We start from the raw sequence: 14,211 nt of genomic DNA on the forward strand, positions 1-14,211 counted from the left end.
ATGTATTTAAAAAATATAGAAATTCATGGATTTAAGTCCTTTGCAAATAAAATAAATTTTCAGTTTCATAACGGAATTACAGGTATTGTAGGACCAAACGGTTCAGGAAAAAGTAATGTTGCTGATGCGGTAAGATGGGTACTTGGTGAGCAGAAAACAAAACAGCTTCGTAGTTCAAAAATGGAAGATGTTATTTTCGCCGGTACAGAAAACAGAAAACCTATGGGTTATGCTTATGTGGCAATTACTTTTGATAATGCAGACCATAAGCTCAACATTGATTATGATGAAGTTACAGTATCAAGAAGACTTTTCCGTTCAGGTGAAAGTGAATACATGATTAATGGTACACAGGTGCGATTAAAAGATGTAAATGAACTTTTCTATGATACAGGTATTGGTAAAGAAGGTTATTCCATTATTGGACAGGGGCAGATTGATCAGATTCTAAGCGGTAAACCGGAAGAGAGAAGAGAACTTTTTGATGAAGCTGCAGGAATTGTTAAGTTTAAGCGTCGTAAAAATGATGCCATGAAAAAACTTGATGACCAAAATCAGAATCTTGTTCGTGTTACGGATATTTTAGGAGAACTTGAACGACAGGTTATACCTCTTGAGAAACAGTGTGAAAAGGCTAAAAGGTATTTACTTTTAAAAGAAGACTTGAAAGTAAATGATGTAAATATGTTCTTAATTGAATTTGATGAAATTAAAAACAGATTAGTTCAATTAGATGAAAAAATAAAAATTGCTTCATCAGACATGCAAATTGCAAACGATGAATTTGAAAATATAAAGAAAGATTACACAAAGTTAGAGCAGATAATAGAAGATATTAATAGTTCAATTGAGACTAAAAAGGCTACTTTAAATGAGACAATTTTAAACATTGAGAAATTTGAAGGTCAGATTAATGTTATTAAGGAACAGATTAATTCTGCCAAAAACAATGAGTCATATATTAACCAGAGAATTGATTCAATTACAAAGGAAATTGAACAACAGTCAAAAGAATTAGATGACTCCACAAAAGAAAAAGAAGAAAATGAAAAGCAGTTAAATGAGATTATCGAAACACAAACAAAGTCTAATGGAGAAATTGCAAGTGTTAATGACGAAATATCTCATTTAGAACAGGAAATTGAGCATGATAAAGAAGAAATAATTAATCTTTTAAATACAAAGTCATCTATCAAAAGCAAAATTCAAAGATTTGATACTTTGTTAGAGCAGATTAATATTAGAAAGTCACAGCTTAATCAGAAACTGATTGATTTTCAAAATAGAAAAGATGGTCAGGAAAATGCTATTAAACAGTTTGAAGAACAGTTAGAAGATGTTAATAAGGAAATTAAAGAAGTTCAGGGAAAACTTCAGGAATACAAAGAAAAAATAGTTTCTCTTAGAATTGAAAACAGTAAATTAAGTAAACGTTTATCTGAAAATCAGGAGAAATATCATAAATTAAAATCTAATTTAGAAACTTTAAAGAATATTACTGAAAGATACGAAGGCTACGGCAATAGTATTAAGAGAGTAATGGAACTTAAGGAATCTAAAAAAGGTATCATTGGTGTTGTTGCGGATATTATTAAGGTTGATAAAAAATATGAAGTGGCAATTGAAACAGCCCTTGGCGGAAATATTCAAAATATTGTAACTGATACAGAAACAACAGCCAAAGGTACAATTGAATATTTGAAGAAAAACAGATATGGTAGAGCCACATTTCTTCCTTTAAGCAGTATGAGTAATAAGACAAACTTTAATGCTCCGGATGCTTTGGAAGAAAAAGGAGTTGTAGGTCTTGCCAGTGACTTAGTGGAAATAAAGAAAGAATATGAGGGTGTTGCTAAATATCTTTTAGGAAGGGTTATGGTTGTTGATACAATTGATAATGCCATTTCCATTGAAAGAAAATATAGATACACTGTTAGAATTGTAACTCTTGAAGGTGAATACTTAAATGTAGGTGGTTCTATTTCAGGTGGTGCATTTAAGAATAACAGCAATCTTTTAGGAAGACGTAGAGAAATTGAAGAAATCGAAAAGTCTTTAACTAAATTAAAAAAGGAAAAAGAAGATTTAGACAAACAACTTTTAAAAAATAAAAGTGAGTCAGGTGTTTTAAGTGAAGAGGAAGAAAAAATAAATAAAGCTCTTCAGGAACAAATGATTATTAAAAACACATTGGAAATTAATCTTAAGCAGGCTAATGCACGAAAAGACAGTATTATGCTTGAGTATCAGAGTTTCGAACAGGAAAATTCTGATATGCAGTCTGAAATTAGTGACATTAGTAAAAACAACACACAGTTAAACGAAGAACTAACCGGAACTGAAAATAAAAACAGTGAATTAGAAGAACAGGTAGTTGAAAAGACTAAGAAGTTAAATTCTCTAAAAGAAAGTATTGGTGAGAAGAGCTCAATTTTAGAAGAAATTAACATTGAAATTGCTAACTATAAGCAAAAGCATGAATTTATTGTTGAAAAAATCAATAAGGCAAAAGATGTTATTAATTCCCTTACAAAAGAACTTGATAACATAAAAAATAATTCGGAAGAAAACAATGTTGAAATTTCTGCAAGATTGGAAGCTATAGAAAATCTCACGAAAGAGGCTAATAAAGCAAGAGATTTAACTGAACAGTTAAATAAAGAGATTGAAGAGGCAATTACTGAAAAAGAAAATCAAAGTAAAGAACATAAGGAATTCTTTGAGAAGAGAGAACAATTGTCAGAAAGAATTTCATCTCTTGATAAAGAAATTTATCGTTTAAGTAGCCAAAAAGAAGCTCTGGAAGAAAAGAGTGAAAACAAAGAAGCTTATATGTGGAATGAATATGAAATCACATATAGAACAGCTGCTGAAATGAAAAATTCTGATTTTACAAATAAGAGTGAAATTAGAGACAACATTAATTCAATTAGAAAGCAAATGAAGTCTTTAGGTGATGTAAATATTAATGCCATTGAAGAATTTAAGGAAGTAAATGAGCGTTATCAGTTTATGAAATCGCAACATGAAGACTTAATGGAAGCAAAAGAAAATCTTCTTAAAATAATTGATGAGCTTGAAGTTGGAATGCGTAAGCAGTTCAAAGAAAAGTTCGAAGAAATAAAAACAGAATTTGATATTGTGTTTAAGGAATTATTTGGTGGTGGAAAAGGAACAATTGAATTAACTGATGCTGAAGATATTTTAGATGCAGGAATTAATATTATTTCTCAACCACCAGGCAAAAAACTTCAAAATATGATGCAGTTATCCGGTGGTGAAAAAGCATTAACTGCCATTAGTTTGTTATTTGCAATACAGAATTTGAAACCATCGCCTTTCTGTCTGTTAGACGAAATTGAGGCAGCGCTTGATGGTTCTAACGTTGTAAGATTTGCTGAATATTTACATAAACTTACAAAGAACACTCAGTTTATTGTAATTACACACAGACGTGGTACAATGAATTGCACAGACCGCTTGTATGGTATTACAATGCAGGAAAAGGGTATTTCAGCTCTTGTTTCTGTAGACTTACTTGAAAATGATTTAGATAAATAAAATAGGAGGAAGTTATGGCAGGAAAATTCTTTTCGAAACTTGTATCAGGATTAACAAAAACAAGAAATAATATTGTTTCAGGTTTGAATTCTATTTTTACAGGTTTTTCTCACATTGATGAAGATTTCTATGAGGAATTAGAAGAAATCCTTATTATGAGTGACATTGGTGTTAATACAACAGAAGAAATCCTTGATAATTTGCGTGCTCAGGTAAAAGAAAAAAATATAAAAGAGCCTATGGAATGTAAGGAATTACTTATTGAAAACATAAAAGAACAAATGTACATTGGCGAAAACGCTTATGATTTTGAAAATGAAAAATCTGTTATTTTAATGATTGGTGTAAATGGTGTAGGTAAAACAACATCAATAGGTAAACTTGCAAGCCAGTTTAAGAATAATGGTAAGAAAGTAGTTTTAGCTGCTGGGGATACATTTAGAGCTGCTGCTGCGGATCAGCTTATAGAATGGGCTAATAGGGCAGGGGTTGATATTGTATCAGGAAAGGAAGGTTCCGATCCTGGTTCAGTATTATTCGATGCAATTAGTTCTGCTAAAAATAAAAATGCAGATATTTTACTTTGTGATACAGCAGGCAGACTCCATAATAAGAAGAATTTAATGGAAGAATTAAAAAAGTTAAATCGAATTATTGACAAAGAATTTCCAGGAACAAGACGTGAGAATTTTATTGTACTTGATGCAACAACCGGTCAGAATGCTCTGGAACAGGCAAGACAGTTTAAGGAATGTGCTGATATAACAGGTGTAATTCTTACTAAAATGGATGGCTCGGCAAAGGGTGGTATAGCAATAGCAATACAGGCTGAACTTGGGATACCGGTTAAATATATTGGTGTTGGTGAACAGATTGATGATTTACAGAGATTCGATTCAAAAGAGTTTGTAGAGGCTCTATTTACAGAATAAAAAGAAAGTGTGGACAAAAATGAGTGACAAATTAGATTTAAAAAAATTTGAAGAAGCTAGTGAAATAGTAAAAAAAGTAACATTGAATACTAATTTAATTTACAGTGATTATTTTAGTGAACAGACAGGAAATAATGTTTATATTAAACCTGAAAACATGCAGTTTACAGGTGCCTATAAGGTAAGAGGTTCTTACTACAAAATAAGTACTTTATCTGAAGCAGAAAGAGAAAGAGGTCTTATTACTGCTTCGGCCGGTAACCATGCACAAGGCGTTGCCTATGCTGCAAAACTCTTTGGCGTTAAGGCAACAGTAGTTATGCCAACTATAACACCTTTAATGAAAGTAAACAGAACAAAGAATTATGGGGCAGATGTTATTTTATATGGGGATGTATATGATGATGCATGCAAGTATGCTCTTAACCTTGCACAAAAAGAAGGTTATACATTTATTCATCCATTTGATGATTTAGATGTTGCTGCGGGTCAGGGTAGTATTGCAATGGAAATTTTCAAGGAACTACCAACAGTTGATTATATTTTAGTTCCAATTGGTGGTGGTGGACTTGCAACAGGTGTAAGTACACTTGCCAAGCTTTTAAATCCTAGAATTAAGGTAATTGGTGTTGAACCTGAAAATGCAGCCTGCATGAAAGCAAGCTTAGAAGCAGGACATATTGTAACTTTACCAAGTGCCAACACTATCGCTGACGGTACAGCTGTAAAAACACCGGGAGAAAATATTTTCCCATACATACAGAAAAATATTGATGAAATTATCACCATTAAAGACGATGAATTAATAGATGCGTTCCTTGATATGGTAGAAAATCATAAATTAGTTGCTGAAAACTCAGGTCTTCTTACAATTGCTGCATTAAAGCATTTGAAATGTAAGGATAAGAAGATTGTTTCAATTATCAGTGGTGGTAATATGGATATTATTACAATGTCCTCTACATTACAGCATGGTTTAATTCAAAGAGGACGTGTATTTACAGTTTCTGTTTTACTTCCTGATAAGCCAGGCGAACTTGTTAAGGTTGCAAATACAATTGCAAAACAGCAGGGTAATGTAATTAAGCTTGACCATAACCAGTTTGTATCAGTAAACAGAAATGCGGCTGTGGAACTTAAAGTTACATTAGAATGTTTCGGTCATGACCATAAGGAACAGATATTAAAAGCATTAAGCAAAGCAGGCTATAATCCTGTAGAGCAGGCTCCAAACTTATAGAAAATAAATTGCTGAAAAATAAAGCTGGAAGGTGTCAAGAAAAAATACTTGACACCTTCTTTTCTTTAGTGTAATATATGTCAGGTAGGCAAGGTGCGTTTTTATGAAAGATATATTTAAAAGTTCTTTATTATATGATTTTTATGGAGAACTATTAACTAATCATCAAAAAGAAATATATGAAGATTTTATTTTAAATGACTTAAGTTTAGGAGAAATCGCAGAAGAAAGAGGTATATCCAGACAGGGTGTACACGATTTAGTAAAAAGATGTGACAAGACTTTGAATGGTTATGAAGAAAAGTTACATTTACTTGAAAGATTTTCCAAAACTAAAGAGGATGTTGAAAAAATATGTCAGTTAGCAGACAGCGGTGACAAGAACAACATTCATGAAATAAAAACAATTGCACAGGAAATTTTAGATAATTACTAGGAGGTAGGGCTTTGGCATTTGAAAGCTTATCCGATAAATTACAAAATATATTCAAAAATTTGCGTGGCAAGGGGCGTCTTACAGAAGAAGATGTTAAAGTAGCTTTAAAAGAAGTAAAGATTGCTTTACTTGAGGCTGACGTAAACTTTAAGGTTGTTAAAGATTTTATTAAAAAAGTAAATGAAAGAGCCATTGGTCAGGATGTTTTAACAAGTTTAACACCAGGTCAGATGGTTATAAAGATTGTAAACGAAGAACTTACAGCTTTAATGGGTTCTGAAACAACAGAACTTAAATTGTTACCGGATAATGAAATTACCGTTATTATGATGATGGGACTTCAGGGTGCCGGTAAAACTACAACAACTGCTAAGATTGCAGGCAAGCTTAAAGGAAGAGGTAAGAAACCTTTACTTGTAGCCTGTGACGTTTACAGACCGGCTGCCATTGAGCAGTTAAAGATTAACGGTGAAAAACAGCAGGTACCTGTTTTCTCAATGGGAGATAAACAAAAGCCTTTAAATATTACAAAGGCAGCTATTGAACATGCAAAGAAAAATGGCAACAATGTTGTAATCCTTGATACAGCAGGTCGTTTACATGTAGATGAAGACATGATGAACGAACTTGTGGAGATTAGAGATAATGTAGACATTACACAAACTGTTTTGGTTGTAGATGCTATGACAGGACAGGATGCAGTTAATGTTGCAAAAGAATTTAACGATAAGATTGGTATTGACGGTATTATTGTTACAAAATTAGACGGTGATACAAGAGGTGGTGCTGCTCTTTCAATTAAGGCAGTTACAGGCAAGCCAATTTTATATATAGGTATGGGCGAAAAGTTATCAGATTTAGAACAATTTCATCCGGACCGTATGGCATCAAGAATTTTAGGAATGGGAGATGTTCTTTCTCTTATTGAAAAGGCTGAGCAGTCAATTGATCAGGATAAGGCAAAAGAAATGGAACAGAGGCTTAAGAAAGCCCAGTTTACTTTTGATGATTATCTTGAATATATGGCTCAGATTAGAAACATGGGTGGTTTATCATCCTTGCTTAAGATGATACCGGGAGTTGGTGGTCAGATAAAGGAAGATATGCTTCCTGATGATAAACATCTTGGAAAGATTGAAGCAATTATTTATTCGATGACGAAAGAAGAAAGAGGCAATCCTGACCTTATGAATCCTTCAAGAAAGAAGAGAATTGCAAAGGGTGCCGGTGTTGATATAAGCGAAGTTAATAAGCTTGTAAAACAGTTTGAACAGGCAAGAAAAATGATGAAGACCATGCCTGGCATGATGGGTGGAAAAGGAAAACGTAAAGGTGGATTTAAAATGCCTTTTGGCTTTTAAACATAAATATTAGAAATTAAATTATTTTACGGAGGTAAAGAAAAAATGGCAGTAAAGATTAGATTAAAGAGAATGGGAAAGAAGAGACATCCAATCTACAGAATAGTAGTTGCTGACTCAAGAGCACCTAGAGATGGAAGATTCATCGAAGAAATCGGAACATACGATCCAAATCAGGAACCAAGTATATTTGATTTAAACGAAGAAGCTACAAAGAAATGGTTATCAACAGGAGCACAGCCAACAGAAACAGTTGGAAAGCTTTTAAAGATTGCTGGTATTGAAAAATAATATCGGAGGGCAAATTCATGAAAGAATTGGTAGAAACAATTGCAAAAGCACTTGTTGACTCTCCTGATGAAGTTGTAGTATCTGAAACTGAAAACGAAAGAGAAATACTTATTACTTTACATGTTGCCAGTGACGATATGGGAAAAGTAATCGGAAAGCAGGGAAGAATTGCTAAGGCTATTCGTTCAGTAGTTAAGGCTGCATCTTCTAAAAGCGACAAAAAAGTTAAAGTTGAAATTCAATAAAATCACTTTAGTACAAGTGCAACAAGGCTGGAAAATTTTCCAGCCTTGTTATGTATAGAAGACAATGTCCAAGTTCATTTTATGTGAGAGGGAGAAATTATGGAACAGTATTTAAGAGTTGGAGTTATTACAAACTCTCATGGAATAAAAGGAGAAGTTAAAGTATTTCCTACTACAGATGATATAAAAAGATTTGATTATTTAGAAGAAGCTGTAATTAATACGGGAAAAGAATATATAAATGTAAATGTAACAGGTGTAAAATATTTCAAAAATATGGTTATTTTAAAATTTAAGCAATACGATAACATTAATGATATTTTGAAATTTAAAGGGCTGGATTTGCTTGTGTCTAGAGAAAATGCAATTCCATTAGGCGAAGATGAACATTTTATCGTTGATTTAATAGGGTGCAATGTTGTTGATGAAGAAAAAAATTACATTGGTGAACTGGTTGATGTAATGGAAACAGGCGCCAATGGGGTATATGTAGTAAAAACACCTGAAGGTAGGGAAGTACTGTTCCCTGTTATAGAGCAATGTGTTTTAAATAAGGATATTGAAAATAAAACTATTACAGTTCATGTTATGAAAGGATTAATGGATTAATGAATTTTCATGTTTTAACATTATTCCCTGAAATGATTAATCAGGGAGTAAATACAAGTATTACCGGTCGTGCCATTAAAAACGGTCTCATTAGCTTGAATGCTATAAATATAAGAGATTTTGCCGGCAATAAATATGGTCAGGTAGATGATTATCCCTACGGTGGTGGGGCAGGCATGGTAATGCAACCATTACCTGTATATAAAAGTTATGAATCGGTAGTAGAACAAATTGGTTATAAACCAAGGGTTGTATACTTAACTCCACAGGGAAAAGTTTTTAATCAGTTAATGGCGGAAGAGTTTTCAAATGAAAAAGATTTAGTGTTTTTGTGTGGTCATTATGAAGGCATTGATGAAAGAGTTCTTGAAATGATAGTTACAGATAATGTCTCAATAGGAGATTATGTCCTTACAGGTGGTGAATTGCCTTCCATGGTTATGATTGATGCAATTTCAAGACTTGTTCCCGGAGTGTTAAATAATGAGGTGTCTGCAGAGTTTGAGTCATTTAATGATAATTTACTTGAATACCCACAATACACACGACCTGCTGAATTTATGGGCAAGGAAGTACCACCTATTCTTTTATCGGGGAATCATCTGAAGGTTGATGAATGGAGAAGGAAACAATCTATTATTAGAACAATTGAAAGACGTCCTGATTTAATGGAAGAAGCTAATTTGACAAAAGAAGATATAAAATTCATAAAAACACTTGATAAATAAAGTTTTTTATGTTATTATAACAAACGCTGTATAAAAAAAGATGGTCCTCTGTTACATTATGTATTAAGAACATCGGAATAAATAAGGAGGAAATTATGCAGGAATTAATTAAAGAAATTGAAGATGCACAGATTAAGGAAGTAACACCTTTTAACGTAGGTGACACAATTAAGGTTCACGCTAAGATCGTTGAAGGAAACAGAGAAAGAATTCAGATTTTCGAAGGTCTTGTACTTAAGAAACAGGGTGGAAGCAACAGAGCTACTTTCACAGTAAGAAAGAATTCAAACGGTATTGGTGTAGAAAGAACTTGGCCTTTATACTCACCAAACATTGCTAAGATTGAAGTAGTAAGACAGGGTAAAGTAAGACGTGCTAAACTTAACTACATTAGAAGCAGAGTTGGTAAGGCTGCTAAGGTAAAAGAATTAGTTAAATAATTATTACTTTAAAAAAGGAGCGGGTTTATTCTCGTTCCTTTTTTATTTAATAGAAAATTTAGGAGAAAGATTATGGATTATCAATGGTTTCCGGGACACATGACAAAAGCCATGCGTCAAATGAAGGAAGATATAAAATTAATAGATTTAATAATTGAATTATTAGATGCAAGAATTCCGTTAAGTAGTAGGAATCCTGAAATTGACAATCTTGGTCAGAATAAGGCAAGACTTGTTTTATTAAATAAAGCTGATTTAGCAGATGAAAAGCAAAATAATAAATGGATTGAATATTTTAAGGAAAAAGGAATTGTTGCTTTAAAAATCAATTCTAAAAATAAGCAGGGCATTAAGGAAATTAATAATGCTGTTAATATTGCCTGTAAAGATAAAATAGAAAGGAATTTAAAAAGAGGCATAAAAAACAGACCAATTAGAGCTATGGTAGTTGGTATACCAAATGTTGGTAAATCTACTTTTATTAACGCTTATGCAGGAAAGAACTGTGCAAAAACAGGTAACAAGCCGGGAGTAACAAAAGGAAAACAATGGATTCGACTTAATAAGAATCTTGAACTTTTGGACACACCGGGGGTTTTATGGCCTAAATTTGATGACCAGAAAATCGGTATGCATTTAGCTTTTATTGGCTCAATGAATGATAATATTTTAGATGTATCTGAACTTGCATTCCAGCTAATTAAACTATTAGAAAACTTATATCCAAATGCAATCAAAGACAGATATAGTATTGAAGGCGATGATAACATTCTACAGATTATGTATCAGATAGCAGAGGTAAGAGGTTGCAAATTGAAAGGAAATCAGCCTGATTTGGACAAAACAAGTAAGATAGTTTTAGATGACTTTAGAAGTGGAAAATTAGGCAGAATCACTTTAGATAGAAATTAAAAGGTAGAAACAATGGGAAAAAGTATTGTAGATATTAAAAAAGAATTATCATTTTTGGATGAAAAAGACTTATTACAGTTTGCTGAAGAATATAAAAGTGATGAAAGAAGCGGTGTTTTAAAGTTAGTTGAAAAGGCAAGGAAAGACCATCAAAAGTATCTTTTAGAGTTAGAAAGAATTTATAATTTACAATATTTTGAAAGAAAATATTCTGATTATGAATTAATATGCGGTATAGATGAGGTTGGTAGAGGTCCTTTGGCCGGTCCTGTTGTTGCAGGAGCTGTGATTTTACCAAAAGAATGTAATATTTTATACATTAATGACTCAAAAAAACTTTCTGCCAAAAAAAGAGAAGAGTTGTATCCACAAATAATGGAAAAAGCCATATGTGCAAAAACTGCTCAATCAAGTCCTGAGAGAATAGATGAAATCGATATTTTACAGGCAACATACGAGGCAATGAGAAAAGCAATTGCTTCAATGGAAAAACAGCCTGATTTGTTGTTAAACGATGCTGTAAACATTCCGGGGCTTGATATGAAGCAGGTTCCCATTATAAAGGGTGATGCAAAAAGCATTTCCATTGGTGCAGCAAGTATAATAGCAAAAGTTACAAGAGATGCAATGATGGTTGAATACGATAAGATTTATCCTGAATACGATTTTGCTTCAAACAAAGGTTATGGTTCGGCAAAACATATTGAAGCTTTGAAAAAAGTAGGTCCATGTCCTATACATAGAAAAACTTTTATAAAGAATTTTGTGTAGATTATTATAATTTACCCTTTATTTGTTTGTAAAAAGATAAATGATTTATTAAATTATTTTTGTAAGATAATGATTTTAAGGGGGACTATGAATACAAGAAAAGTTGGTAGTTTTTACGAGAAAAAAGCCATTGAATATTTGAAAAAAGAGAATTTCAAAATTATTGCATCAAACTATTCCTGTAAAATAGGGGAAATCGATGTAATTGCATCTAAGGAAGATACATTGCATTTTATTGAAATAAAATATAGAAAAAATCTTATGTATGGCAATCCTTTAGATGCGGTAAATTATAGAAAACAACAGAAAATCTACAAAACAGCAATGTGGTTTTTAAATGAAAACCAGATTTTTATGGATTTTCAGTGCAGTTTTGATGTTATAGCAATAACAGAGGAGCAAATTCGGTATATTTATAATTGTTTTGGAGTAATGTAATGAATATAGTATTGTTAAACAAAAAAAGCAGAAATTCAACTGTTATAAAATTTAAAAACGATGTTCCATATATTTCATATAAAGCAATGGATGAAATACCATGGCTTACACATGGCTTTTCCACAAGAATAGGTGGTGTAAGCCAGGGAGTTTTAAGTTCTATGAATTTAGGCTTTGGTCGAGGCGATTTAGAAGAAAATGTAGTAAATAATCACAAGATAATTGCAAATGCAATTGGGTTTGAAAGTAAAAATATCGTTTGTAGTAAACAGACTCATACTACAAATGTAGCTGTAGTTGGAAAAGAATTTAAGGGAAACGGTATTTATAAAGAAAATTGTTTTACTGACATTGATGGAATGATTACAAATGAAAAGAATGTAGTTTTGGCAACATATTTTGCAGACTGTGTTCCATTATATATGGTAGATGTAAAAAACAAGGCCATAGGTCTTTCTCATTCCGGCTGGAGAGGTACAGTTGGGAAAATAGGCGCATGTACTCTAAAGAAAATGAAGGAAAACTACGGTACTGATTCCAAGGATGTTATTGCCTGCATTGGTCCTTCAATATGTATGAGTTGCTATGAAATTAGTGAAGATGTGGCTAATGAATTTAAGATGGCATTTCCTGACAATATAGACAATATCCTTTTGAATAAAGGAAATGGTAAATATATGTTGGACTTATGGGAGTGTAACAGAATAGTTTTCAGGGAATGTGGTGTATTAGAAGAGAATATTCATTTACCTGATATTTGTACATGCTGTAACGATAAGATGCTCTTTTCCCATAGAGCCACTAACGGAAAAAGAGGAAATCTGGCGGCTTTTTTGGAAATAAAATAAGCAATTTACAAATAATGGTACTTATTGTAAAATCTAATGGTGAGGTGAGAGAATATGAGTAAACCAATTGTGGCTATAGTAGGTAGACCTAATGTTGGAAAATCAACATTATTTAATGCTTTAGCAGGACAAAAAATTTCGATTGTAAAAGACACACCGGGTGTCACAAGAGACAGAATATATGCTGATATTGATTGGCTTAATTATAATTTCACAATGATTGATACAGGTGGTATTGAACCTGACAGCAGTGACATTATTTTAGCACAGATGCGTGAGCAGGCGCAGATTGCCATTGATACAGCAGATGTTATTATATTTATGACAGATGTAAAGCAGGGCTTAATTGATGCTGATGCAAAGGTTGCAGATATGCTTCGCAGAAGTCAGAAACCGGTTGTTTTAGTAGTAAATAAAGTAGATAATTTTAATAAAATGATGGCAGATGTTTATGAATTCTATAATTTAGGTATAGGTGATCCTGTTCCAATTTCTGCATCACAGAGAAGTGGTATAGGTGACATGCTTGATAAGGTTGTTGAACATTTTAAATCACTTGATTTAGAAGAAGATGAAGATGACAGGCCAAAGGTCGCCATTGTTGGTAAGCCAAATGTTGGAAAATCATCAATTATCAATAAACTAACAGGTGAAAGCCGAGTTATTGTTTCTAATATTGCAGGCACAACAAGAGATGCCATTGACACTGATGTTAAATGGAATGGAAAAGAATATGTTTTTATTGATACTGCAGGTATTAGAAGAAAATCAAAAGTAAAAGAAGATATTGAAAGATACAGTGTTATTAGAACTGTTACTGCTGTAGAAAGAGCAGACGTGGTGGTTATTGTTATTGATGCAACTGAAGGGGTTACTGAACAGGATGCAAAAATTGCTGGGATTGCCCATGAAAATGGAAAAGGTATAATTATTGCCGTAAATAAATGGGATGCAATTGAGAAAAATGACAAGACTGTTTATGAGTATACTAATAAAGTAAGACAGATTCTTTCTTTTATGCAGTATGCAGAAATTATGTTTATTTCAGCAAAAACAGGTCAAAGATTACCTAAGTTGTTTGATATGATTGATATGGTAATTGAAAATCACACTATGAGAATAGAAACAGGTGTTGTAAATGAAATTATGGCAGAAGCAGTAGCAATGCAACAGCCACCATCAGATAAGGGTAAACGTTTAAGACTTTACTATATTACTCAGGTATCAGTAAAGCCGCCAACATTTGTTATTTTTGTAAATGATAAGGAATTAATGCATTTCTCCTATACAAGATACATTGAAAACCGTATCAGAGAAGCTTTTGGTTTCAGAGGAACTCCATTAAGATTTATTATTAGAGAAAGAAAAGAAAAATAAACATTTTAATTTAAGGAGTATT

General features: G+C 32.5%; 15 protein-coding genes. All 15 read left to right on the forward strand.

Going from position 1 to position 14,211, the window contains the following annotated elements; all coding sequences use genetic code 11:
• The 15 genes from smc (at position 1) to der (ending at position 14,189) form a co-directional block, all read left to right on the forward strand.
• Positions 1 to 3,561 (forward strand): chromosome segregation protein SMC, encoded by a 3,561-nt coding sequence (gene smc, locus ACZM4J_RS07390; protein ID WP_428244676.1) that lies wholly within the window; start codon positions 1 to 3, stop codon positions 3,559 to 3,561.
• A 14-nt stretch (positions 3,562 to 3,575) separates the two neighbouring features.
• Entirely contained in the window at positions 3,576 to 4,493 is a 918-nt protein-coding gene (gene ftsY / locus ACZM4J_RS07395) for a signal recognition particle-docking protein FtsY (protein ID WP_302689661.1), read from the forward strand.
• Positions 4,494 to 4,512: 19 nt separating this feature from the next.
• The gene (gene ilvA, locus ACZM4J_RS07400) at positions 4,513 to 5,733 is read left to right on the forward strand and encodes a threonine ammonia-lyase (RefSeq protein WP_022166065.1); all 1,221 of its coding nucleotides are present in this window, start codon (positions 4,513 to 4,515) and stop codon (positions 5,731 to 5,733) included.
• Between the two features lie 103 nt (positions 5,734 to 5,836).
• Complete coding sequence (gene ylxM, locus ACZM4J_RS07405) at positions 5,837 to 6,169, forward strand: YlxM family DNA-binding protein (protein ID WP_022166066.1); 333 nt, start codon at positions 5,837 to 5,839, stop codon at positions 6,167 to 6,169.
• 11 nt (positions 6,170 to 6,180) lie between these two features.
• Positions 6,181 to 7,530, forward strand: coding sequence for a signal recognition particle protein (gene ffh / locus ACZM4J_RS07410; protein WP_022166067.1), 1,350 nt, complete (start codon positions 6,181 to 6,183; stop codon positions 7,528 to 7,530).
• Positions 7,531 to 7,575: 45 nt separating this feature from the next.
• Positions 7,576 to 7,821, forward strand: a complete 246-nt coding sequence (gene rpsP, locus ACZM4J_RS07415; protein ID WP_022166068.1) for a 30S ribosomal protein S16 — start codon at positions 7,576 to 7,578, stop codon at positions 7,819 to 7,821.
• 17 nt (positions 7,822 to 7,838) lie between these two features.
• On the forward strand, positions 7,839 to 8,066 hold the full coding sequence (locus ACZM4J_RS07420) for a KH domain-containing protein (protein WP_022166069.1): 228 nt from the start codon (positions 7,839 to 7,841) through the stop codon (positions 8,064 to 8,066).
• A 99-nt stretch (positions 8,067 to 8,165) separates the two neighbouring features.
• Positions 8,166 to 8,675 carry a ribosome maturation factor RimM gene (gene rimM, locus ACZM4J_RS07425; protein ID WP_022166070.1) on the forward strand — a complete coding sequence of 170 codons (510 nt, stop codon included), beginning with the start codon at positions 8,166 to 8,168 and terminating at the stop codon, positions 8,673 to 8,675.
• A complete protein-coding gene (trmD, locus tag ACZM4J_RS07430; protein WP_428244675.1) occupies positions 8,675 to 9,403 on the forward strand; it encodes a tRNA (guanosine(37)-N1)-methyltransferase TrmD in 729 nt (242 codons plus the stop codon). The genes rimM and trmD overlap by 1 nt, the downstream gene beginning before the upstream one ends.
• A 95-nt stretch (positions 9,404 to 9,498) precedes the next feature.
• Positions 9,499 to 9,843, forward strand: a complete 345-nt coding sequence (gene rplS / locus ACZM4J_RS07435) for a 50S ribosomal protein L19 (protein WP_022166072.1) — start codon at positions 9,499 to 9,501, stop codon at positions 9,841 to 9,843.
• Positions 9,844 to 9,915: 72 nt separating this feature from the next.
• Complete coding sequence (ylqF, locus tag ACZM4J_RS07440; protein WP_022166073.1) at positions 9,916 to 10,755, forward strand: ribosome biogenesis GTPase YlqF; 840 nt, start codon at positions 9,916 to 9,918, stop codon at positions 10,753 to 10,755.
• A gap of 12 nt (positions 10,756 to 10,767) precedes the next feature.
• Positions 10,768 to 11,526, forward strand: coding sequence for a ribonuclease HII (rnhB, locus tag ACZM4J_RS07445; protein ID WP_022166074.1), 759 nt, complete (start codon positions 10,768 to 10,770; stop codon positions 11,524 to 11,526).
• Between the two features lie 87 nt (positions 11,527 to 11,613).
• A complete protein-coding gene (locus tag ACZM4J_RS07450; RefSeq protein WP_022166075.1) occupies positions 11,614 to 11,964 on the forward strand; it encodes a YraN family protein in 351 nt (116 codons plus the stop codon).
• Positions 11,964 to 12,812 (forward strand): peptidoglycan editing factor PgeF, encoded by an 849-nt coding sequence (gene pgeF / locus ACZM4J_RS07455; RefSeq protein ID WP_022166076.1) that lies wholly within the window; start codon positions 11,964 to 11,966, stop codon positions 12,810 to 12,812. The genes ACZM4J_RS07450 and pgeF overlap by 1 nt, the downstream gene beginning before the upstream one ends.
• Positions 12,813 to 12,866: 54 nt before the next feature.
• On the forward strand, positions 12,867 to 14,189 hold the full coding sequence (gene der, locus ACZM4J_RS07460; RefSeq protein ID WP_022166077.1) for a ribosome biogenesis GTPase Der: 1,323 nt from the start codon (positions 12,867 to 12,869) through the stop codon (positions 14,187 to 14,189).
• The last annotated feature ends 22 nt before the right edge of the window (positions 14,190 to 14,211 follow it).

It is taken from the genome of Eubacterium sp. (genome assembly GCF_057858645.1).